At 62.6% G+C, this 21,803-nt stretch carries 23 protein-coding genes, 1 tRNA gene and 3 pseudogenes; 16 read left to right on the top strand and 11 right to left on the bottom strand.

The window, feature by feature from the left end; all coding sequences use genetic code 11:
* Positions 1–103: 103 nt before the first annotated feature.
* On the top strand, positions 104–937 hold the full coding sequence (locus ACWPVA_RS11640; RefSeq protein WP_454287843.1) for a ferritin-like domain-containing protein: 834 nt from the start codon (positions 104–106) through the stop codon (positions 935–937).
* Between the two features lie 78 nt (positions 938–1,015).
* On the opposite strand, the gene ACWPVA_RS11635 is transcribed toward ACWPVA_RS11640, so the two are convergent.
* Together ACWPVA_RS11635 and ACWPVA_RS11630 are read right to left on the bottom strand one after the other, a co-directional pair.
* Entirely contained in the window at positions 1,016–1,444 is a 429-nt protein-coding gene (locus ACWPVA_RS11635; protein ID WP_454287842.1) for an RrF2 family transcriptional regulator, read from the bottom strand.
* Positions 1,445–1,572: 128 nt separating this feature from the next.
* Entirely contained in the window at positions 1,573–1,893 is a 321-nt protein-coding gene (locus ACWPVA_RS11630) for a hypothetical protein (protein ID WP_454287841.1), read from the bottom strand.
* A 274-nt stretch (positions 1,894–2,167) separates the two neighbouring features.
* Between ACWPVA_RS11630 and ACWPVA_RS11625 the strand changes: the two genes are divergently transcribed.
* A complete protein-coding gene (locus ACWPVA_RS11625; RefSeq protein ID WP_454287840.1) occupies positions 2,168–2,407 on the top strand; it encodes a DUF2798 domain-containing protein in 240 nt (79 codons plus the stop codon).
* Between the two features lie 96 nt (positions 2,408–2,503).
* Here the strand turns inward: ACWPVA_RS11625 and ACWPVA_RS11620 are convergent, their stop codons facing one another.
* The gene (locus tag ACWPVA_RS11620) at positions 2,504–2,833 is read right to left on the bottom strand and encodes a hypothetical protein (RefSeq protein ID WP_454287839.1); all 330 of its coding nucleotides are present in this window, start codon (positions 2,831–2,833) and stop codon (positions 2,504–2,506) included.
* A gap of 126 nt (positions 2,834–2,959) precedes the next feature.
* Positions 2,960–3,238 (bottom strand): hypothetical protein, encoded by a 279-nt coding sequence (locus ACWPVA_RS11615; protein ID WP_454287838.1) that lies wholly within the window; start codon positions 3,236–3,238, stop codon positions 2,960–2,962.
* Between the two features lie 428 nt (positions 3,239–3,666).
* On the opposite strand from ACWPVA_RS11615, the gene ACWPVA_RS11610 reads away from it, so the two are divergent.
* A complete protein-coding gene (locus tag ACWPVA_RS11610) occupies positions 3,667–3,789 on the top strand; it encodes a hypothetical protein (RefSeq protein WP_454287837.1) in 123 nt (40 codons plus the stop codon).
* 132 nt (positions 3,790–3,921) lie between these two features.
* Here the strand turns inward: ACWPVA_RS11610 and ACWPVA_RS11605 are convergent, their stop codons facing one another.
* Positions 3,922–4,320, bottom strand: coding sequence for a hypothetical protein (locus ACWPVA_RS11605; protein ID WP_454287836.1), 399 nt, complete (start codon positions 4,318–4,320; stop codon positions 3,922–3,924).
* A 312-nt stretch (positions 4,321–4,632) separates the two neighbouring features.
* Here ACWPVA_RS11605 and ACWPVA_RS11600 point away from each other — a divergent pair.
* Positions 4,633–4,709, top strand: a tRNA-Pro gene (locus ACWPVA_RS11600).
* 247 nt (positions 4,710–4,956) lie between these two features.
* On the opposite strand, the gene ACWPVA_RS11595 is transcribed toward ACWPVA_RS11600, so the two are convergent.
* Positions 4,957–5,649: a 5-formyltetrahydrofolate cyclo-ligase gene (locus tag ACWPVA_RS11595; RefSeq protein ID WP_454287835.1), complete on the bottom strand. Its 693-nt coding sequence runs from the start codon at positions 5,647–5,649 to the stop codon at positions 4,957–4,959.
* 122 nt (positions 5,650–5,771) lie between these two features.
* Here ACWPVA_RS11595 and ACWPVA_RS11590 point away from each other — a divergent pair, with 122 nt between their 5' ends.
* Positions 5,772–6,053 carry a DUF6522 family protein gene (locus tag ACWPVA_RS11590; RefSeq protein WP_454287834.1) on the top strand — a complete coding sequence of 94 codons (282 nt, stop codon included), beginning with the start codon at positions 5,772–5,774 and terminating at the stop codon, positions 6,051–6,053.
* An 81-nt stretch (positions 6,054–6,134) separates the two neighbouring features.
* Here ACWPVA_RS11590 and cysN read toward each other — a convergent pair whose 3' ends face one another.
* The 3 genes from cysN to ACWPVA_RS11575 all read right to left on the bottom strand — a co-directional run bounded on the left by cysN (position 6,135) and on the right by ACWPVA_RS11575 (position 9,487).
* Positions 6,135–7,610 carry a sulfate adenylyltransferase subunit CysN gene (cysN, locus tag ACWPVA_RS11585; protein ID WP_454287833.1) on the bottom strand — a complete coding sequence of 492 codons (1,476 nt, stop codon included), beginning with the start codon at positions 7,608–7,610 and terminating at the stop codon, positions 6,135–6,137.
* 1 nt (position 7,611) lies between these two features.
* The gene (cysD, locus tag ACWPVA_RS11580; RefSeq protein WP_454287832.1) at positions 7,612–8,562 is read right to left on the bottom strand and encodes a sulfate adenylyltransferase subunit CysD; all 951 of its coding nucleotides are present in this window, start codon (positions 8,560–8,562) and stop codon (positions 7,612–7,614) included.
* Between the two features lie 175 nt (positions 8,563–8,737).
* Entirely contained in the window at positions 8,738–9,487 is a 750-nt protein-coding gene (locus ACWPVA_RS11575; RefSeq protein WP_454287831.1) for a phosphoadenylyl-sulfate reductase, read from the bottom strand.
* Between the two features lie 258 nt (positions 9,488–9,745).
* On the opposite strand from ACWPVA_RS11575, the gene ACWPVA_RS11570 reads away from it, so the two are divergent.
* The 7 genes and pseudogenes from ACWPVA_RS11570 (at position 9,746) to ACWPVA_RS11540 (ending at position 14,967) form a co-directional block, all read left to right on the top strand.
* The gene (locus ACWPVA_RS11570) at positions 9,746–10,192 is read left to right on the top strand and encodes an RrF2 family transcriptional regulator (protein ID WP_454289576.1); all 447 of its coding nucleotides are present in this window, start codon (positions 9,746–9,748) and stop codon (positions 10,190–10,192) included.
* 246 nt (positions 10,193–10,438) lie between these two features.
* Positions 10,439–11,463, top strand: a pseudogene (locus ACWPVA_RS11565) (sulfate ABC transporter substrate-binding protein).
* 96 nt (positions 11,464–11,559) lie between these two features.
* Positions 11,560–12,414 carry a sulfate ABC transporter permease subunit CysT gene (cysT, locus tag ACWPVA_RS11560; RefSeq protein ID WP_454287830.1) on the top strand — a complete coding sequence of 285 codons (855 nt, stop codon included), beginning with the start codon at positions 11,560–11,562 and terminating at the stop codon, positions 12,412–12,414.
* Positions 12,404–13,279, top strand: coding sequence for a sulfate ABC transporter permease subunit CysW (gene cysW / locus ACWPVA_RS11555; protein WP_454287829.1), 876 nt, complete (start codon positions 12,404–12,406; stop codon positions 13,277–13,279). Before cysT ends, cysW begins: the two co-directional genes overlap by 11 nt.
* Before the next feature lie 13 nt (positions 13,280–13,292).
* Entirely contained in the window at positions 13,293–14,330 is a 1,038-nt protein-coding gene (locus ACWPVA_RS11550) for a sulfate/molybdate ABC transporter ATP-binding protein (RefSeq protein WP_454287828.1), read from the top strand.
* Positions 14,331–14,398: 68 nt separating this feature from the next.
* Positions 14,399–14,671 carry a YlcI/YnfO family protein gene (locus tag ACWPVA_RS11545; protein WP_454287827.1) on the top strand — a complete coding sequence of 91 codons (273 nt, stop codon included), beginning with the start codon at positions 14,399–14,401 and terminating at the stop codon, positions 14,669–14,671.
* Complete coding sequence (locus ACWPVA_RS11540) at positions 14,668–14,967, top strand: type II toxin-antitoxin system RelE/ParE family toxin (protein WP_454287826.1); 300 nt, start codon at positions 14,668–14,670, stop codon at positions 14,965–14,967. The genes ACWPVA_RS11545 and ACWPVA_RS11540 overlap by 4 nt, the downstream gene beginning before the upstream one ends.
* A 3-nt stretch (positions 14,968–14,970) precedes the next feature.
* Here ACWPVA_RS11540 and betA read toward each other — a convergent pair whose 3' ends face one another.
* Positions 14,971–16,623 (bottom strand): choline dehydrogenase, encoded by a 1,653-nt coding sequence (gene betA / locus ACWPVA_RS11535; protein ID WP_454287825.1) that lies wholly within the window; start codon positions 16,621–16,623, stop codon positions 14,971–14,973.
* Positions 16,624–16,801: 178 nt separating this feature from the next.
* Positions 16,802–18,281: pseudogene (gene betB / locus ACWPVA_RS11530) on the bottom strand (betaine-aldehyde dehydrogenase).
* A 198-nt stretch (positions 18,282–18,479) separates the two neighbouring features.
* On the opposite strand from betB, the gene ACWPVA_RS11525 reads away from it, so the two are divergent.
* From ACWPVA_RS11525 to ACWPVA_RS11510, 4 genes and pseudogenes are all read left to right on the top strand, one after another.
* Entirely contained in the window at positions 18,480–18,971 is a 492-nt protein-coding gene (locus tag ACWPVA_RS11525) for a group III truncated hemoglobin (protein WP_454287824.1), read from the top strand.
* A gap of 46 nt (positions 18,972–19,017) precedes the next feature.
* Positions 19,018–19,539, top strand: a complete 522-nt coding sequence (locus ACWPVA_RS11520; protein ID WP_454287823.1) for an Rrf2 family transcriptional regulator — start codon at positions 19,018–19,020, stop codon at positions 19,537–19,539.
* Between the two features lie 32 nt (positions 19,540–19,571).
* Positions 19,572–19,712 carry a hypothetical protein gene (locus tag ACWPVA_RS11515; RefSeq protein ID WP_454287822.1) on the top strand — a complete coding sequence of 47 codons (141 nt, stop codon included), beginning with the start codon at positions 19,572–19,574 and terminating at the stop codon, positions 19,710–19,712.
* A gap of 281 nt (positions 19,713–19,993) precedes the next feature.
* Positions 19,994–21,797, top strand: a pseudogene (locus ACWPVA_RS11510) (bifunctional diguanylate cyclase/phosphodiesterase).
* Positions 21,798–21,803 lie beyond the last annotated feature (6 nt).

Below are 21,803 nucleotides of genomic sequence, written 5' to 3'. Positions count from 1 at the left end.
ATAATGCAAAAACTCGTTGATTCAAATCAAATATAAAACATGAATCTTTTGGGCATAATGTGTAGGGTCGAGCGAGGCCTGATATGCGATCTGGGAGAGTGCCATGACGGACAATAGAGAGGAGCCTTGGGCGGTCGGTTCAATGGACGAACTGCTGGCGCTCGCCCGGGCGATGGAGCAGGAGGCGATCACCGGATACGTGGCGCTTGCCGAGCGAATGCGTCTCGAGAAACGCCCCGACCTTGCCGCGGTATTCGAGGCTTTGACGGCGGAAGAGCAGGGACATCTCGCCAATGTCGACCGCTGGATCGAGCAATCGAACGTCATCGCCCCGCCTGTCCTCCATCTTCAGGAGCCGATGTTTGACGACGAGGGCGCCGCACTGGTCGCGCCCGAATTGCTCAATTCCTACCGGGCCTTTTCCATGGCGGTGCGCAATGAAGAACGCGCCTTCGTCTTCTGGACCTATGTCTCCGCCAACGCGCCCACAGACGAGATTCGCCAGGCGGCGGAACGTATGGCGAAGGAGGAGCTTGGCCATGTCGCAACGCTGCGGCGTGAGCGGCGTCGGGCTTTTCACGATTTGCGCCGCTCGGGCGCCCGTCCGGTGCGCGCCGAACTCGCCGCCCTCGAGCTTCGGCTGTCGGACCATCTGGAGGCGCGCGCGATCCGGGCGGCCAAAGGCGCCGAGCGGTTTCGCGGACTGGCGGAACAGGCGCAGGCGCGCAGCGCAGCTGCCGTTGCCCAGCCTTTTGGTAGCTCGCCTGTGCTGGACGCCGTGCCGGAAGGGGTGGAGACGCGCCTCCTGTCGCTGTGCGAACTGCTGCTCGACTGTTATCTTGATCTGGCCGAACGGGAAAAGGACGAGGATTCCCGGCTGCGGGCCCAGGCTAGCGCGGGGGAACTGATTGCCTGCCTGCATGCCGTCAGGGAGTAAGTCGCGGTTCCAGGATCAGGCCTTGGCCACTGCAGCGATCGGCTGTCCGTCGAGGAAGCGCCCCTTCCGAGCGGAGCGTTATGCCACCTTGGGGAAGCCGAAATCCTCTGGCCTCAGGGCAAGTTCCGCCAGCGTATGGCCATCGAGAACCTCCAGGAAGGCGCCCAGCGCCTTGCCAAGCACGCCGCGCAGCCGGCAACCCGCTGTGATGCGGCATTGGTTGCCCGGTCCCATGCATTCGACGATGGCAAAATCGGTTTCCGTGGCGCGCACGAGGGCGCCGATGGTGATGGTTTCCGGCGGACGCGCCAGGGTGAGACCGCCGCTACGTCCCCGCGTCGCCTTGAGAAAGCCCTCGCGCACCAGCAATTGCGCCACCTTCATCAGGTGGGCGCGCGAAATGTCATAGGCCTTTGCGGTCTCTTCGATCGTGATGCGCCGCCCGCTGTTGGCAGCGGCCATCATCATCAGCCGCAGGCCATAGTCTGAAAAGCGTGTCAGTTGCATCGCGATTATATCGTTTCGTCATCGCGCCGTTACAAGATTGTGCTGCGCAGTAAATATATATGGTTTGCTATTCTTTCTTGTCAAATCGGCGCGGACTGCGTCTTCCGGCCACGTTGCGCCGTTCCCTCTCACTCGCACCCTCCCGGAGCTTCCAGAAGATACGTCGTCTTGCCCGGTCCTTCGGGCAAGACCGGGATCAGATAGACCGTGAGATCGCATTCCTGGGTGCGGACCTGCCATTCACTGGCTCCGTCCTTGCGCGTGCCGGTGTTGGATATCGACCCAACCGGCGCTTGGCCGACGGCATCCGCGACCGCACTGCTGGAGAGGATCGTGGCGATCTTTTCCGCGCTGTCGTAATAGCCAGAAAGCGCCGCTGCGGCGGGCGAGGCCAGAGCGGTGAAGACGAGAGCTGTAGAGACGAAAACGGCGGCGATGATGTGCTTCATGCTTGTCCTTCCTTGAGGTCGACCCAATCTTCCATGCGCTTTCCGATGGGACAAGGGCAAAAGGGAGTTCTCCCGATGCCGAACTTGACTTCGCGGCCATCTGCTTTATGCAGGCGCTTGCCGAAAAAATTTGAGGCCGGTGTGGTTATTCCGGTCCCCGCATTGCGGGATAAAGTCGCTTTTCGCGAACCCACGGCACCAACCCTAATCCAGGGTGGTGCCGTGACTGGTTTCTGGCTCCTGTCACGCACGACCCTTAGACAGTGAGACCCTTATGCTCGACAAGAAAACCCTGCTGCTCGCCCAAGTCTTCATCACCTTCATGATGGCCTCCTTGATGTCCGGGATCATGTCATTGATCGCCCTGGGCCCTACCGTGGAATGGCTACATGTCTGGCCCTGGCAGTTTGCCATGGCTTGGCCGATCGCCTTCACCCTCACCATCTTCACCAGCAAGATCGGTATTGGTCTCGCCATCAGGCTCAGGGGCAAGAAGCCGATCGGCGGCAGGTGAAGCGCCGCCTTTATGGCCCGCCGACGTCCCAATCACGAAATGAAGCGGCCCGCCGGGATTCCCGACGGGCCGAATCAATCCGGCTAGGTGTGCCGCCTATTCCTGAATGGTATATTCGCCCATCTCGCAGAGGTTCTGCGTGTCGGTCGTGGTTTCGAGATCGTCGCCCTGGAATTCGAAGCGCATGTCGTAATTGCAGACGTCGCGGCCGTCGGCGATGGTGATCTGCATGCTCTCGCCCGGCTCCAGCACGTCCTGGCCGAAGATGTCGTCTTCCCACTTGTCGACGCCGACCGGCGAAGCGTGGAAGTTGTTCAGCACGGAATTCGTGCCGTTCTTCAAGGTGAAGACGAGATCTTCCGCTTGGGAAGCGCCGGCGGACAGGACAAGCGTGGAAGCGATCAGGGCGAGTTTCAGCTTATGCATTGGAGACAATCCTCTGGACGCCCAACATCGGGCGAGGGGGATCTAAGAGGATTGCGGCTGAACCCGAAGTGAATGAAACGCAGACGGTCATTTTCCTCTCCTCTGCTTCGATCGATCCGCCGACCGTTAACCCCGCACCTTCACCGGCCGCCAGACAATCGTCTCGTGCGTTCGGTCGAAGGGTGATTCCATCACAGTGATCCGACAGCCGCGGAGGTCGCAGGCCTTGCAGCGAAAGGGCAGCGTCCGCGGATCGCGGCCATGGCCATAGAGGCCGGCGAGATCGCTCGCCAGGAACCTTGCCTGCCGCTCGCACTGCTTGCAGGTCGCCACCACGAGCATGTGGTGTCGGACTGCCTTGCCAAGGGTGTCGATGCTGACGGCCATGGAGATCAAATGAAACAAAGCGGGAACATCGTCAAGAGGGGGGCGTCAATCCCGCAAGCTGCATGCGGAGGTGGGTGCCGCAGGCGGCCTTTCGCCCTATCGCGGCCGATTTCGTTCCTTCCATGTATATACTGATTATTAACCATAAAATTCGGGGCCTGTAAGGCAAGTGTTAACCCTAACGCGTGTATAACGACCTTGCTTCCAGTAGGTAGTGCGTTTGTGAGGCGTGTTGGTTTTCTGTTGCTTCTGGGAGGGCGTCATCCACGGCGCCCTCTGCAGAAGTTCAACCGAGAGAACGGCGGCGTCCGTGACGCGCGCAAGCCGACGGACGCCGGGATAGATGGGATAAACCGTCTCGTCGATACCATGGCGGAGCGCACCATTGAGGTGGTGACGGGCTTCTGGCCATCGGCACGCGGATCGCGCTGCCGTCCGAATTCACGATGGATCTGCAGGATGCCATCGAAACCGGTGTGGGCAAGATGGCCGCCTCGGACTTGGATGTCGAAACGACGCCGCTAAAAGCACCACAGACGCAGGAACATCTGGAAATCCAGGCCCCGTAATCGCCGTTTCCGCAGCAAGCATCTCGCCGATCTGCTGCTCTGTCCTGCGGTCACGGCAGAAAGATCATAAGGAAAAGCGCCCGGGAGATTTCTCGAGCGCTTTTCCTTGTTCCGGAAAGAGGGGGCGCTCGATCACTCGCCGGCGAGGAATTCCTCGCAATAGCTTTTGCCGTCGGTGCGTTTGTCGACCACGGTGCGGACGCCGCGGATCACGTAGTCGGGCGAGACCGTCAGATGGACCTCGCAGCGCAGGTATTCGGAACGCGCCGACTTCAGAAGCTTGCCCTTCTTGCCATTGCCGAGATCCTCGTAGACGGCAGGGACGGCGCGGGTCTTGTATCCGCCGCGCCAGGTGTAAAGCGTCGCACCGCCGGCTTGGGTATCGGTCACGGGCGGGCCGAACCTTGCGAAGAAGGCGCCGGCCTGCTTGCCGTTCCAGCGCGCTTCGATCGGGTTCTTGGCGACACCCGTTGTGGTGCATCCGGCAAGTGCCAGCGCAAGGCCGGCCATGGTGATCACGCGGAAATTCATCTCTCTGTCCCTTGACCTCGTATTGGCGAAACGTGGTCCCGGTGAACCCTGATTCTCCGCCCATCGCCAACGTTTCCCGTTTCAGGCTTTATCGTCAAACGTGCGGCGAGGAAATCATGTCCTCAGGGAATACCGCATGTTTTTTCTCGATGATGCCAGCCTGCCACGGCTCGAGCGGAATTGTGGGCTTTGCGGGACGCTGCCGGCGCCAGCAAAGCCGCGGCTGCAGAGAATTTTTCGTCTTTCTGACGCAAATCTCGAAATCACCGCTTGTGCAGGAAAAAACGCTGGTCTATAGAGGCGCCGCTGGCACGGAGTGTAGCGCAGCCTGGTAGCGCACCACGTTCGGGACGTGGGGGTCGAGTGTTCGAATCACTCCACTCCGACCAGCCAGAAAAGCCCGCTTTTGCGGGCTTTTTTCTTGACTGCTCATCCCCTCACGCCGCAGGCACCGTCTCGTCCATCACGGCATGCACGCCGAGGAGCGCGTTGAACACGTCAGGAATTTCGACTTCGTATCGGACTGCTCTGCTATTGGTCATGAGGGCCTCCATCATCCTGTTTGGGAGTTACGCCCCCATGACGATCGAGCCTGGCCGCCTGTGACACGGCGGCGGGATTTTTCTTGCGGCGCCGTCAGCCGGAGGGGGAGGCTCCTGTCCGGATCTCCCGTTCCGTCACGATCGCCTGCATGGGGATGTCGTGGGCTTGCGGGTGGATGGTCGCAATTGCCTGCTGCTGATAGCCGACCCCGATGACGAGCGGCGTTCCGGGGTGGGCGGCGAGCGTGCGGTCGTAATAGCCGCCGCCATAGCCCAGCCGGTAAAAGGCCGGATCGAAGCCGACCAGTGGTGCGATTACAATGTCGGGGATGATCTCGGGACCTTCCGCCGGATAGGGAATGTTCCAGACGCCGCGTTCAAGCTTGTCGCCTGCTTTCCATGCGCGAAAGACCAGCGGTTGCCCTTTGCCGGCCACGAGCGGAAGCAGGCAGGTTCCCCCTCGCGGTGTTACATCCGCCATCCATTCGCGCAGGTCAGGCTCCCCGCGAAACGGCCAGTACAGGCTGATCGCTTTTCCCGAGACATCCGGTACGAGTTGGTCGAGACCCTTGGCGATCAGGCCGGAAGCGCTTTGCCGCTCGTCCTGGGAAAGCGCCAGGCGTTCCGCAATCAGGCGCTGGCGTTCCGCCGCGCGCCACTTGGCGGTGTCGGTCGGCCGGTCGTTGCTTGCCGAAAGGCCCATATAGCCAGGATCGACCTCGTGCATGAAGCAGGCGGGTGAAGCAAATTCGGGGGTCGTGGCGTTGCTGTTCGGCTCGTTGGACATACCGCCTCCTTGCGCAAACCTTCACGGCCTGGAATTTTCCCCAGTGAAGGTGTCGCGTTTAACCCTACCGTCCGATCGGATTCGCGTCCATATTGTAGGTCTTTGCACAAGGGGGGATTGTCATGCAGATCGAACGCGACAGCAATGGTGACTTCATCCTCGATCCGGCCGAACTCGCTCAGCGCTTCGGCTTGTCGGCGGCGGAATTCCGTCGCCACCAGGAGCAAGGCCTGGTCAAGAGCACGGTCGAAGTGGGCGAGGGCGAGGATGTCGGGACGAGCCGTTTGAGCCTGCGGATCGGCAATCGCATCTGGCGCGCCATCCTCGACGCCAATGGACAGGTGACGCGCGAGGAGATGAATATCGCCCGCGGCGCTCCGGTTCGCCGCGACGATAAGGCATGATTCTCTTCCCATCCGGACGAAAAAAGGCCCGCTCCGGTGAGGGAGCGGGCATGTGGGACGCTTGGCGTCCTGGGAGAGAGATCAGCCGTCGATGCCGTCGAACAGGTCGCGGGCGACGCCATTGGTGACGCGGCGGGCTTCCACCTCGTCGCGACGGCTGGCGAGCAGTTCGGTCGCCATGATCTGTTCGGCGAGATCGGCCGGCAGAGACAGGATTACCCGGCCGTCATTGGCGTTCAGCCCGCCGAGATCGGCCCGCTTGGCAGTGATCATGCCGCCGGCCACCGTATTGTTGGTGTCCGGATCGATCAGGATGAAGGCGCCCGTCGAGCGGTTCTGCTCATAAGGATCGAAGATCGCCGCCTCGTCGAAGGCAAGATGCACCTTGCCGATGGCGTTCATGGCAAGCGCCTCGGCCGGGTTCCACTTGCCCGACTTCAGGTCGAGCTGGGAAACCGGATTGACCTGCACGCGCTGGCGGCGCGACCCCGACTTCAGCCAGTAGCGCTTGCCCGGCTGGATGCCGTCCGGCTGCAGCGCGACGAGATGTGCGTCGAAGGACAAGCCCGATTGCGGCTGGCCGTCGAGCGAGACGATCATGTCGCCGCGCGAGACGTCCACCTGCCGGTCGAGCACCAGTGTCACGGCATCGCCCGCGACCGCCGCGTTGCGCACGAGGTCGAAGGTGACGATCTGCTTGACGTTGGCGATCTGACCGGACGGCAGGATCATCACGCCGTCGCCCGGCTTCACAGCGCCACCGGCGACCGTACCCTGATAGCCGCGAAAGCTCTCGCCCGGACGACTGACGCGCTGCACCGGCAGGCGGAAGCCCGTGGTCTGGGAAGAACGCAGGGTGGCAAGCTCCAGCGCCTCGACGAGCGTCGGTCCGTCGTACCACGGCATGACGGCATGGCCGGAATAGACGACGTTTTCGCCCTTCAGTGCCGACATCGGGATGGCGGTCACCTGGCGCACGCCGAGCGACAGCGCCAGTGTCTTGAAATCGTGTGAAATAGCCTCGAAGCCGGCGCGATCATAGTGGGTGAGGTCGATCTTGTTGACCGCCAGCACGAACTGCTTGATGCCCATCAGCGAGGCGATGGTGGCGTGGCGGCGTGTCTGCTCCAAGAGGCCTGCGCGCGCATCGACCAGCAGGATGGCGAGGTCGGCGGTCGAGGCGCCGGTCGCCATGTTGCGGGTATACTGCTCGTGGCCGGGCGTGTCGGCGACGATGAAGGAGCGCTTGTCCGAGGCGAAGTAGCGATAGGCGACGTCGATCGTGATGCCCTGTTCGCGTTCGGCCTGCAGCCCGTCGAGCAGCAGCGCGAAGTCGGGCAGGCCGAGATCGTTCTGCTTGCCCGAATCGCGGTGGAGGGTCGCCGCCTGGTCTTCCTTGACCGCCTTGGTGTCCCACAGCAGACGGCCGATCAGCGTCGACTTGCCGTCGTCCACCGAGCCACAGGTAATGAGGCGCAGCGGGCGCGTGTCGCGGATCACGAAGGCCGGATGGACGTCCGGAAGCTCGGCGGCGAGGGCTGTAATGGCGGCGGTCATCTCAGAAATATCCTTCGCGTTTCTTCTTCTCCATCGATCCCGACTGGTCGCGGTCGATGGCCCGGCCCTGGCGCTCGGACACGGTGGCGATTTCAAGCTCGGCGATCACCTCGTCTAGCGTCGTGGCGGTCGAGCGGATGGCGCCGGTCAGCGGGAAGCAGCCGAGCGTGCGGAAACGGATCATGCCTTCCTGGCGCACTTCGCCCGGCAGCAGTTCGAGGCGGGGATCCTCGGCGAGGATCATCATGCCGTCCCGCTCGACGAAGGGACGCTTGGCGGCATAGTAGAGCGGCACCAGCGGAATGTCCTCCGCCTGGATGTAGCGCCAGATGTCGACCTCGGTCCAATTGGACAACGGGAAGGCGCGCACGCTTTCGCCGCGGCGGATCTGGCCGTTGTAGATGTTCCACAGTTCAGGCCGTTGGTTGCGCGGGTCCCAGCGATGGTCGGGCGTGCGGAAGGAGTAGATGCGCTCCTTGGCGCGGCTGGCTTCCTCGTCGCGCCGTGCACCGCCGAAGGCGGCATCGAACTTTCCGGCATCAAGCGCCTGGCGCAGGCCTTCCGTCTTCATGATGTCGGTATAGAGCGCCGAACCGTGGCTGAACGGGGTGACGCCTTCGGCCGCCCCGCGCGGATTGATGTGCTCGATCAGGTCGAGGTCGTAGCGTTCGACGATTTCATCGCGAAAGGCGATCATTTCGGCGAACTTCCAGCCGGTGTTCACATGCAGCAGCGGAAAGGGCACGCGGCCGGGGTAAAAGGCCTTGCGCGCCAGATGCAGCAGCACGGACGAATCCTTGCCGATCGAATAGAGCATGACCGGCTTGTCGAACTCGGCGGCCACTTCGCGGAAGATGTGGATCGCCTCGTTCTCCAGCGCCTTCAGGTGCGGATCGAGCGGCGGCTTGGCCGGCTGGTCCTTGGAATGGGGGTCGAATTCCGAATGATGCATTGTCTCTTGTCCTTGGATCGGAATCATATCCGACTGTAAGTCTCGGGCTTTGCCCCCATCCGGCTGCCGCCACCTTCTCCCCGCAAACGGGGGAGAAGGGACAGGCGGCGCCGTTTCCGTCCCCTCTGCCCGTTTGCGGGGAGAGGGTCAGGGTGAGGGGCCAAAGCCGCTAAAATCAGGCCGGCGTGCGTTCCAGCGGCGTCCCTGCCGCTTCCGGTACGTGCAGGCCACATTCGCGCTTCTCGTCGTTCTCCCACCACCAGCGGCCGGCGCGTTCCGGCTCGCCGGGCTTGATCGCCCGGGTGCAAGGCTCGCAGCCGATCGACGGGTAACCGCGCTTGTGCAGCGGATTGGTCGGCACCGCCTGCGCCTCGACATAGGCGTCGATGTCGGCGAGCGACCAGTCGGCCAGCGGGTTCACCTTGATGAGATCGCGCTCGGCGTCGTATTCGGCAAAGGGCGTGGTCGCTCGGTTGCCCGACTGGCCGCGGCGAAGGCCGGTGACCCACAGGGTGGCGCCGGAAAGGGCCTTGGCCAGCGGCACCAGCTTGCGGACATGACAGCAGGCGTGGCGCGCCTCGACACTCTCATAGAAGCCGTTCAGGCCGTACTTCGCCGCATAGGCGTCGATGTCGTCCTGTTCCGGATAGAAGCGCCTGATCTCGATACCGAAGCGCTCCTCGGTTTCGCCGATCAGGTCGACTGTCTCCTTGAACAGCCGGCCGGTCTCGAGCGTCGAGACTTCGATCGGCAGTCGTGCCAGGCCGATCGCGGCGGTGATCACCTGGTCCTCGATGCCGAGGCTGGTGGTGAAGACGGCGCGGCCGCCGAACGTGGCGACGAGCGCCAGCCGGCCGGGAAGGTCGAGACTGGCCAGTTCGGCATCGAGCCGTGCCGCGCGCATCTGTTGGTCTTGGGAGGTCATGTGCCGATCCTGCTAGCTGAGCTGTGTGAAAGTATCGCAACAAAATGCCGGCGGGACGAGAAACAGCCATTCCCAAACAACTGGGCCGGCGAGCAAATATCTCTCTCGCGGGCGCTTTCGGAAGAAAAGCCGCCGCCATGTCCGCTCCCTCGTCCGCCCGCAAAATAGCCGGCGCCAGTTTGTTTTTCCATGCGAACTGGGCTAAACGCTGCAAAACACGCGGTCGCCGGACCGTGCCGGCCAGCAAGCGGTTCGTCGATGATTTCGCAGAAAGCCAAATACGCCTTGCGAGCGCTTTCGGCCCTGGCGCGCGCCGAGGCGGGTGCCCCCTTGCAGATTTCCGAAATTGCCGAACGGCAGAAGATCCCAAAGAAATTTCTCGAGCAGATCCTGTTGGACCTGAAGCACAACGGCATGGTCACCAGCCGTCGTGGCAAGCAGGGCGGTTATCTGCTACTCAGGCCTGCGGACGAGATCACCTATGGGGAAGTGCTGCGCCTGATCGACGGGCCTATCGCGCCTCTGCCCTGCCTGTCGCTCACGGCCTACCGCCGTTGCGAGGATTGCAGTGGCGAAAGCGATTGCGAGGTCCGCCATGTCTTCGCCCGTGTCGCCGACGAGACGCGCTCGGTGCTTTTCTCGACCACGATCGTCGATGCGATCGAGAGCATACGGGTGCCGATCGCAATCGACGGCAAGGCATAATTCGGGCTGCTCGCGCCTGAGAATTCTCGCGGACGAACGGTCGCTCGACCGTTTTCGCCAACGCGGCTTTTCTGTGATAGCGCTGTTTTGTGAACGAAACTACCTGCGTTCTTCCACTGTGGATGGAGCCTCGTTTTCCGTCGCCCCGCTGGGTGGGGTACCGTTTTGCTATTTTTCCGCTCGCGTTGACTAACACGACCTGTCCAGTAGTCTTAACTTCAGGAAATGAGCAAAGGAGAGGTTGCGATGAACAGCTTTACCAAACAGCTGGCTAGGTTCCTTGTTGGACTATCCCTGTCGACCGGTCTCGTCGTTTCGGCCCATGCCAATACAACACTGCTGAATGTCTCCTACGACCCCACCCGGGAACTCTACAAGGATTACAATGCCGCCTTCGCCAAGCATTGGCAGGCCGAGACAGGCGAAAGCGTGACCATCCGCCAGTCCCACGGCGGTTCCGGCAAGCAGGCGCGTTCGGTGATAGACGGCCTCGACGCCGATGTCGTGACCCTGGCGCTCGAAGGCGACATCGACGCCATCGCGGAAAGGACCGGCAAGATCGCCAAGGACTGGCGCGGTCGCCTGGAGAACAACTCTTCGCCCTATACTTCGACGATCGTTTTCCTGGTGCGCAAGGGGAATCCCAAGGGCATCAAGGACTGGGGCGACCTGGTGACGGGAGACTTGCAGATCGTCACGCCCAACCCGAAGACTTCAGGCGGCGCGCGCTGGAACTATCTCGCGGCCTGGGCCTGGGCTTACAAGCAATATGGTGGCGACGAAGCCAAGGTGCGCGATTACGTCGCCGAGCTGTTCAAGCGAGCCCCCGTTCTCGACACCGGCGCTCGTGGCTCTCTGACCACCTTCGCCCAGCGCCAGATCGGCGACGTGCTGCTTGCGTGGGAAAACGAGGCCTATCTTGCCGGCGCTGAATTCGGCGAGGACAGTTTCGAGATCGTCACGCCGCCGCAGTCGATTCTCGCCGAACCTCCGGTTGCCGTGGTCGACGGAAATGTCGATGCCAAGGGCACGCGCAAGGTCGCCGAAGCTTATCTCCAGTATCTCTATTCGGAAGAGGGGCAGAGGATTGCGGCGAAGCATTTCTATCGCCCGTCAAAGCCCGAGTCGTGGCGGCCGAGGATTTGGAGAAATTCGCCCGGATCGACCTCGTGACCATCGACGATCCGATGTTTGGCGGCTGGGCCAAGGTGCAGCCGATCCACTTTGACGATGGCGGGATCTTCGATCAGATCTACCGGCCAGCCCGGTAATCGGCCGTCCAATTGCCGGCCCAGCCCCGACCTCCCGACGAGGCCGGGGCTTGTCGCTGGCGCAATTCGCGGCATTATGAGCAACCGGACACGGGAATGACGACGGGACACATGATGAAAAACTGGCGGCAACCGAGCATCCTGCCGGGCTTCGGGCTGACGCTCGGCTACACCATCTTCTATCTGACGGTGATCATCCTGATCCCCTTGGTGGGTCTGGTCTGGCGCTCGGCCTCGCTCGGATGGGAAGAATTCTTTACGATCGCCACCGACGAGCGAACCATGCTCGCCCTGAAAGTGAGCTTCGGCTCGGCACTCGCGGCCGGCGCCATCAACGCCGTGTTCGGCGTCATCGTCGCCTGGGTGCTGGTGCGCTATGACTTCCCCGGCCGCCGCCTGCTCGATGCGGTGGTCGATTTGCCTTTTGCCCTGCCGACGGCCGTCGCCGGCATTTCGCTGGCAGCCCTCTATGCGCCGAATGGCTGGATCGGGTCGCTGCTCGCGCCGCTGGGACTCAAGGTCGCCTTTACTCCGGTCGGCATCGTCGTCGCACTGGTCTTCGTCGGTCTGCCCTTCGTCGTGCGCACCGTTCAGCCGGTGATGGAGGAGCTCGACCGCGAGGTTGAGGAGGCCTCTGCCACTCTTGGCGCTACCCGCCTCCAGACGCTGCGCATCGTTGTCCTTCCGGCGCTGACGCCCGCGATCCTGACCGGTTTCGCGCTTGCCTTCGCTCGCGGCGTCGGAGAATACGGCTCGGTCATCTTTATTGCCGGCAATATTCCCTACATCTCGGAGATCGCGCCGCTCTTGATCGTCATCCGCCTGGAAGAGTTCAACTATGCCGGCGCAACCGCGATCGCCTGCATCATGCTCCTGATCTCTTTCGCCATGCTGCTCTTCATAAACCTGCTGCAAATGTGGAGCCGGAGGAGATACGCCAATGTCCGCTGAGGCTGTCTCTCCGCGCCGAACCCGTTTCCGCGACGCCTCGACCGAAAGCCCGCTCGCGCGCTTTTCGCTGATGGCCGTGGCTCTCGCCTTCTTGGCTTTCGTGCTGCTTCTGCCGCTCCTCCTTGTCTTCATCGAGGCCTTCCGAAAGGGCGTGCCCGCCTTTTTCGAAGCGCTCGGCGATCCGGATACGCTCTCGGCCATCCGGCTGACGCTGACGGTCGCGGCGATCGCCGTGCCGCTCAACCTGGTGTTCGGCGTGACCGCCGCCTGGGCGATCGCGAAGTTCGAGTTCAAGGGCAAGACTTTCCTGATCACCCTGATCGACCTGCCTTTCTCCATCTCGCCGGTCATTTCCGGACTGGTCTATGTGCTGCTGTTCGGCTCGCAGAGCCTGCTCGGCCCGTTCCTCAAAAGCTACGGAATCGAGATCCTCTTCGCCGTGCCGGGCATCGTGCTCGCCACCATTTTCGTCACCTTTCCCTTCGTCGCGCGCGAGTTGATCCCGCTGATGCAGGAGCAGGGCACCGGCGACGAGGAGGCGGCGCTCTCGCTCGGTGCCAGCGGCTGGCAGACCTTCTGGTACGTGACGCTGCCCAATATCAAATGGGGCCTGCTCTACGGCGTTCTGCTCTGCAACGCCCGCGCCATGGGCGAGTTCGGCGCCGTGTCGGTCGTCTCCGGCCATGTGCGTGGCTTGACCGAGACCATGCCGCTGCATGTCGAGGTCCTCTACAACGAATACAACTTTGTCGCGGCCTTCGCGGTCTCGACGCTCCTTGCTCTCCTTGCCCTCGTGACGCTGGCGCTGAAGACCGTTCTGGAACTTCGCTACGGCCACGCGATCGCGGCAAGCCGCAAACACTGAAAGGTCTCAGCCGATGGACGTCAAGATCGCCAATATCCGAAAGGAGTTCGGCCAATTCCCGGCTCTCTCCGACCTGTCGCTGTCGATCCGTTCCGGCGAACTGATCGCGCTGCTCGGGCCGTCCGGATCCGGCAAGACGACGCTGTTGCGCCTGATCGCTGGCCTCGAGCAGCCGACCGCCGGCAAGATCTTCTTCGGCGAAGAGGACGCCTCGGAAAAGAGCGTGCAGGAGCGCCATATCGGCTTCGTCTTCCAGCACTATGCGCTATTCCGCCACATGACGGTGGCCGAGAACATCGCCTTCGGTCTGAAAGTCCGCCCCAAGGCCAACCGCCCGCCGACCCATGAAATCAGGAAACGCGTCTCGGATCTTCTCGAAATGGTCCACCTGACCGGCCTGGAAAAGCGCTATCCGGCCCAGCTCTCCGGCGGCCAGCGCCAGCGCGTGGCGCTCGCCCGCGCCATGGCGATCGAGCCGACCGTGCTGCTCCTCGACGAGCCCTTCGGCGCCCTCGACGCCAAGGTGCGCAAGGAATTGCGCCGCTGGCTGAAGGAATTCCACGACCGCACCGGCCACACCACCTTCTTCGTCACCCATGATCAGGAAGAGGCGCTGGAGCTTGCCGACCGGGTGGTGGTGATGAGCCAGGGCAAGGTCGAGCAGGTCGGCACGGCCGACGATGTCTACGACACGCCGAATTCGCCCTTCGTCTTCTCCTTCATCGGCGAGTCCTCGCATGTGCCCGTCACGGTCCGCGACAAGACGGTGCTGTTCCAGGGCGAACCGATCGGCACGTCCGAGAACGGCGAGGGACCGGGCGAGCTGTTCTTCCGCCCTCAGGACGTGGAGGTCACCACCGACAGCCACTCGCTCTACGGCAAGGTCACCGCCTGCCGCCGCCTTGCCGGCACGCGCATCGCCGAGATCGACGTCGCAAACAACGGCCATGAGCCCCATCACCTGGAGATCGAGGTCCCCCTCGACGCCCCCGTCGCCGTCGGCGCCGACATCCGTTTTCGCCCGACAAGGTGGAAGCTGTTCGGGCAGTAAAGTCGCGGGATTGACGTTCTTACCATCGGCGCGCACTCTGCATCGCATTTGCAACGCATGAGGTTCCCATGAAGACCGCAACGCTTCCCTCGCTCCGCGTCGATCCCGAATTGCGGGCCGCCGCCGAAAGCGTGCTCGAGGAGGGCGAAAGCCTCTCTGCCTTCGTCGAGAATTCGGTCAAGGCGCAGATCCACTACCGCAAGACCCAGGCCGAGTTCATCGCCCGAGGGCTGGCGTCGCGCGAACATGGAAAGAGAACGGGCATCTATTTCGATGCCGATGAGGTTCATGCCGAACTGAGGGCCATGCTCGCGGCCAAGAAGGCTGAACTCGGGCAATGAGCTATAGATTGCGCTACAGCCTGGGAGCGCGCGCGGACATTAAGCGCCTCTACGCTTTCCTGCTGCAGCGGGATGCCTTGGCCACTGAGAAGGCCGTGGAGGTCATCATCCGCACGATAGACGGGCTCCGCGAATTTCCCTTTGCGGCGCGCAAGGCGCCCGGGAACGACAGTTTCCTGCGAGAACTGATCATCCCCTTTGGCGCGGGTGGCTATATTGCCCTCTTCGAAATCGAGGACGCCAAGACAGTCACCATCCTCGCCGTCCGCCACCAGCGCGAGGACGACTATCACTGAGCCTTAGCGGTCGCTCGTCTGCCAGCGTGGATTGGTCCACGGTTCCTGGTTGGAGCGGGGTAGGGGCTGGCGGCCGAGGATGTGGTCGGCGGCCTTTTCCCCCGTCATGATCGATGGGCCGTTGAGGTTGCCGTAGGTCACATGCGGGAAAATTGACGAATCCGCGACGCGCAGTCCTTCGATGCCGATCACTCGGCATTCCGGGTCGACGACCGCCAGGGGATCATCCGGGAGCCCCATCTTGCACGTGCCACAGGGGTGGTAGGCGCTTTCCAGGTGCTCGCGCAGGAAGGCGTCGATCTGCTCGTCGCTTCGCACGCCTTCGCCCGGCTGGATCTCCGGCCCGCGGAACGGGTCGAAGGCCTGCTGGCCAAAGATCTCGCGGGTCAGCCGCACGCAATGGCGGAACTTCTCCCAGTCTTCCGGATGGCTCATATAGTTGAAGCGGATCACCGGATCGGCCATCGGCTCGGGCGAGCGTAGCGTGACTGCGCCGCGCGACTTCGACAGGTTGTAGCCGACATGCACCTGGAAGCCATGGCTCTTGGCCGCCGCCTTGCCGTCATAGGAGATGGCGACCGGCAGGAAGTGATACTGGATGTCCGGTTGCTTCAGCCCGGGCGCGGAGCGCAGGAAGGCGCAGGCCTCGAACTGGTTGGAGGCGCCAAGCCCGCCCTTGGACAACAGCCATTGCGCCCCCGCGACCCCCTGCCAGAACCACGGCAGCCAGGAATAGAGCGACACCGGTTTGGTCGAGACCTGCTGGAAATAGAATTCCATATGATCCTGCAGATTGGCGCCGACGCCGGGGCGGTCGGCGACGACCTCGATCCCCATCTCCTTCAGATGCGCCGCCGGTCCGATGCCTGACAGCATCAGCAGTTTCGGCGAATTGAACGACGAGGCCGAGACGATCACCTCGCGGTTGGCGTGCACCACCTCGATCTTTCCGTTCCGCTCGATCTCGACACCGACGGCGCGACCGTTTTCGATGATGACGCGGCGGGCAAAGCAACGGGTGAGCGACACGTTCGGTCGCTTCAGCGCGGGCTTCAGATAGGCATTCGCCGCGGACCAGCGCCGCCCCTTGTGGATCGTCTGCTCCATAAGGCCGAAGCCTTCCTGCTTGGAGCCGTTGTAGTCCTCGGTGGTCTCGAAGCCGGCCTGCTCGCCGGCCTTGATGAAGGCATGGAACAGCGGGTTGTTGACCGGCCCGCGCCGCACATGCAGCGGCCCGTCGGTGCCGCGCCATCCGGCCTCGCCGCCGTCGGAGGTTTCCATCCGCTTGAAATAGGGGAGAACGTCGGCATAGGCCCAGCCGCGCGCGCCAAGCTCTTCCCAGCGGTTGTAGTCCTCGGCGTGTCCCCGCACATAGACCAGCCCGTTGATCGATGATGAGCCGCCGATCACCTTGCCGCGCGGCGCGGTGATGCGCCGGTTGTTGAGGTTCGGCTCGGGCTCGGAGAGATAACCCCAGTTATAGCGCTTCATGCTCATCGGCCAGGCGAGTGCGGCCGGCATCTGGATGAACGGCCCGACATCCGACCCGCCATATTCCAGCACCAGCACCGTATGCTTGCCGTCCTCGGACAGGCGATAGGCAAGCGCCGAGCCCGCCGAGCCGGAACCGATGATGATGTAGTCTGCGTTCTGCATGTCCTAGCCCCCTGCGCCGCCTCTCCCCTTGTGGGAGAGGAAGCGATTTCAGCATCTTGGCGTGAGCCAAGTGCTAGAAATCGCAGGTGAGGGGGTACCCCCTCACTTGCAAAATCTAACATTTAGCTTCGCTAAACTGTTGATTTTGCATTCTCCCCCACAAAAGGGGAGAAGGATCTCAATACGGCGCCTCGCACTTGCCCATGCCGACATAAACCGTCTTCAGTTCGGTATAGTGCTCCAACGCGGCCGCCGAATTTTCCCGTCCGAAACCGGATTGCTTCGAGCCGCCGAAGGGGATCTCGACCGGGCAGAGATTGTAGGTGTTGATCCACAGGGTGCCGGCTTCCAGCTCGTCGACCACGCGGTGGGCGCGGGTGATGTCGGCGGTGAACACGCCGCCGGCCAGGCCGAATTCGCTGGCGTTCGCCCGCGCGATCACGTCCGCCTCATCCTCGAAGTCGAGCACGCACATGACCGGGCCAAAGATCTCCTCGCGGGCAATGGTCATGTCGTCGGTCACGTCGGCAAACACGGTCGGCTGGACGTAGTAGCCTTCGCCAGACCCGTTACTGGGACCGACGTTGTTCGGAATGCCGCCGCCGGTGAGGAGCGTGGCGCCTTCCGCCTTGCCCTTGGCGATGTAGCCCAGAACCTTCTCGCGCTGCGCCCAGGAGACGAGCGGTCCCATCTGCGTCGCCTCGTCCTGCGGATCGCCGATCAGGATCGCCTCGGTGCGCGCTTTCAGCCGGGCGAGGAACGCCTTCTTGATGCCCTTGTGCACGAAGACCCGCGTGCCGTTTGAGCAGACCTGGCCGGTGGAATAGAAATTGGCGAGCATGGCGCCCGAGATCGCGCTTTCGATATCGGCATCGTTGAAGATGATCAGCGGCGACTTGCCGCCAAGTTCCATGGTGACGTGCTTGAGCTGTGAAGCGGCAGCGCCCGCGACCTTGCGGCCCGTCGGCACCGAGCCGGTCAGCGACACCTTGGCAACGTCTGGGTGCGACACCAGCAGCGGCCCGGTGTCGCGGTCTCCCTGGATGACATTGAACACGCCCTTCGGCAGGCCGGCCTCGATCAGGATCTCGGCGATCTTCAAGGCCCCGAGCGGGGTCACTTCCGACGGCTTGAACACCATGGCATTGCCGGCGGCAAGGGCCGGCGCGCCCTTCCAGCAGGCAATCTGCTGCGGATAGTTCCACGCGCCGATGCCGACCACGACGCCGAGCGGCACGCGCTTGGTATAGGCCCAGTCGCCGCCCAGCGGAATCTGGCTGCCGTTCAGCGCAGTCGCGGCGATGCCGCCGAAGAATTCGAAACTGTCGGCGCCCGAGGTCGGGTCGGCGACGATCGTTTCCTGGATCGGCTTGCCGGTATCGAGCGTTTCGAGGCTCGGAGAGCGCGCGGTTGCGCTCACGCATGATTTCGGCGGCCTTCTTCAAGACGCGCCCGCGCGCCGTCGGGCTCAATCGCGCCCATTCTTTCTGTGCCCGCTTGGCGGACGCTATTGCTTTCTCGACGATGGCCGGGGTCGCCGCATGCAGCTTGGCGATGACCTCGCCGGTCGCGGGATAGATGCTCTCGATGACGGTGCCGTCGGTATCCTCGACATACTCTCCGTCGATGAAGTGGCTGGCTTTCGGCTGTGCGCGCATGATCGACCCCAGTCTGGCAATGGTCCGGCAATTCTTCGGTGAGCCAAGCATATAAGCGGGCCTTGGACCAGAGTCCCCTTTTACCGGGGCCACATTCCGTTCCGTTTGCGACACATCCTGCTCTCACGCCAGCGGCGGTTCGGCTCCGAATTAAAACATAGATTGACAATCTATGTTTTAACGACCAGGTTTGATCTCATGGTGAGAGACAAGGAACGGGCGGGCATGATCGAGGAAAGCCGTATCGACAGGACCATCGTCATAGACGGCATTCCCTTGCCCGACATGCTGGACGAGCAAATGGTCCGCGCCGTGGTCCATGGCTTTTATGACGAGATCCGCCGCGACGACCTGCTCGGCCCCGTCTTCGCCGCTGAGATCGCCGCCGATGCCTGGCCGGCTCACCTTGAAAAGATGTGCGACTTCTGGTCGGCGACGCTTTTGCGCACATCACGCTATGGCGGCCGGCCGCTGCCGCCGCATCTGGCGATCGAGGGCCTCGAAGAGCGCCATTTCCGCCGCTGGCTCACCCTGTTTCGCGCCACTGTGCAGCGGCTCTGTCCGCCTGAGGTCGCGCAATTGTTCATCAACCGCGCGCTTCGCATCGCCCACAGCTTCCGTCTGGCGATCGCTTTTCATCGCGGCGAAAACGCGATCCACATTCAGCCGATCGGCGAGGACGTGCTGTGATCGGGGCGGGTTACGGTGCCCGCGAGTTGGACCGGGGAGCCTGGCCATGCGCCTGACGAGCTTTTCCGACTATGCCCTGCGCATGCTGATGTTCGCGGCCTCGAGTGGAGAGACCTCGTTCACGATCGAGGCGGCATCACGTTCCTTCGGTGTATCGAGGACCCATCTCAACAAGGTCGCCAACACGCTGACGCGCGGTGGCTTCCTGACGGCCATACGGGGACGCTCGGGAGGACTGGTGCTTGCCCGGCCGGCAGAGACGATTCGCATCGGCGACGTCGTCCGGCTGACGGAGCCTGACTTCGCCGTTGTCGAGTGCTTTGCCACGGGCAACCAGTGCGTCCTGACGCGGGCCTGCAAGCTTTCGGGCATGCTGGGCGAGGCGATCGCTTCCTTCCTGTCGACGCTGGACCGGTACACCCTCGCCGACATCGTCCTCGCCCCCACGGCCTTCGCCGCCTTTTTGCCCGATGCTCCGCCCAGAGCGCGCAGACCCTATCGCCGCAAGACGGAGACGATGCTCGACCCGCGCGATACCGCGCCGGTTTCGCCGGAAACCGCGTCCTGACACATCCATGCCCTGACCCAAGGAGAATAACCATGGTCGAAACCCCGAAGCACGACACTGCGAAGCCCCTGAAAGCCGAGACGGTCGAAGGCGGCAGCTCCTTGCTGCCGATGCTCATCGTCGGCCTTATCATGGTCACGGTTGGCTATGCCGTTCTCATGATGTTTTTCTGAGCCTTGTCATCGGTCGGTCAAAGCGGCCACGCAGAACCCCGGGCCGTCTTCGCCTTCAAGTGGGAGGACGAACCCGCGACTGGCCACCGACGGTCATCCCCATGCAGCGCACGTCGATACCCACGGCAGGCGAGCCATCATCTGGCGGCATCCGCAGGTGAGGTCCTGCGCTGGGCCTGACATGCAAACTTCATCAAACCTTCACATTCGGGAAAGGTTTTCTTGACGATTTCCGATCAAGCCTTGGCTCCATAAAAACAAGTGAATTTTGGAGAAAGATCATGGTTTCGGGCGCCGCGGTGGACACGGGCATCTTGCGTCGCTTCGCCAATGACCAATTGCTCACACTTGCCAAGCTTGTCGTCGAAAATGCCCTCCAGCCAATCGTCGAGGTCGGCACCGGTGCGGTGTTTGGCTATGAAAGCCTGATGCGGGGCCATGACCGTATCGGTTACGACTCGCCGCTCGATCTGCTTGACCAGGCTTCTGCCGCGGGCCAATTGATGGCGCTTGAGCAGATGGTGGCGAGCCGGGCGCTTGCCAAGTTTGCGACCTTGCCGCATTTCTCCGACATCACGCTTTTCCTCAACCTCGATGTGCGGTTGATCGCCCAGGGCGACGAACTGGTCGACAGCGTGCTGCAGCACCTGCGCCTGGCCAACATTCCGCCCTCGTCGGTGTGTTTCGAGCTTCTCCGAGCGCTTCGACAATACCAGCGTTCCCGAGTTCGCCGGCCTCGTCGCGCGGCTGCGCAAGTCCGGCTTCAAGCTGGCGATCGACGATTTCGGGGTCGGCCACGGCGAGATGAAGCTGCTATGCGACTACCCGGTCGACTATGTGAAGATCGACCGCCATTTCGTCGCCAACATGGACAGCAATCCGCGCAAGCGGCACCTGGTGAAGAACATCGTCAACTTCTGCCACGTGCTCGGCGTGCGGGTGATTGCCGAGGGCATCGAGACGGAGGCCGAGTTCATCGCCTGCCGGGAATTCGGCGTCGATCTCGTTCAGGGCTGGTTCGTCGCCCGGCCCACGACGCTGATGAACGAGTTGAAGCCGTCCTTTCCGCACCTGCAGGAGATCGGCAAGGCTCGCCGCTCGACCCAGTCGCTCGACGAGATTCTCATCCGCCGGCAAATCGAGCACATGCCCACCGTCTTCGAGCACGAGGGCATCGACAGCGTCTTCGATCTGTTCCGCCGCAATCCGCGCCAGTCCTTCTTCCCGGTGCTCAACGCCAATGGCGAACCGCGCGGCATCATCAACGAGTTCCACCTCAAGGAGTTCATCTACCAGCCCTTCGGCCGCGACCTCTTGAAGAACAAGATCTACGAACGCTCGATCTCGCATTTTGTCGAGCGCGCCCCGATCGTCGGTCTCGATGCCGATGCCGAGCGGCTGATGTCGATTTTCGCCAACATGGACGGTTCCGACTGCGTCATCCTCACCGAGAACATGCGCTATGCCGGCGTCGTCTCGGCCGCCTCGCTGATCCGCATCATCAACGAGAAGCAGTTGAAGACCGCGCAGGACCAGAACCCGCTGACCGGTCTTCCCGGCAATCGCGCGATCCGCGACCTGATGCAGGATTTTGCCCGCGACGGCGATGACAGCCGCTTCTTCTGCTATTGCGACTTCGACAATTTCAAGCCGTTCAACGATCACTACGGCTTCCAGAGCGGCGACCACGCCATCTCCCTGTTTGCTGCCCTGCTGCGCCGCTACTTCTTTGCCGAGGGCGATTTCCTCGGTCATGTCGGCGGCGACGACTTCTTCATCGGCCTGCGCGACTGGAGCCGCGAGGAACTGACCGAGATCCTCGATCGGCTGCTCTCCGACTTCCATGACGACGTGATCGAACTCTATTCCGACGACGATCGCAGCGCCGGCCGCATCCATGGCCAGGATCGCCATGGCCGAGACCGCGAATTTCCGCTGATGCGTTGCTCGATCGGCGTGCTCGAACTTCCGCAGGGCCTGGTGATCGACGATATCAACCGGGTCTCGGCCGAGATCGCCGAGCTGAAGAAGGTGGCGAAGAAGAGCGAAAGCGGACTGATAATCGACGTTTATTCGGGCCGCTAAGACCCG

Source organism: Rhizobium arsenicireducens (genome assembly GCF_964021225.1).
Note: the sequence above shows the minus strand (reverse complement) of the source record. Positions and strands in the feature narration are given on the sequence as shown.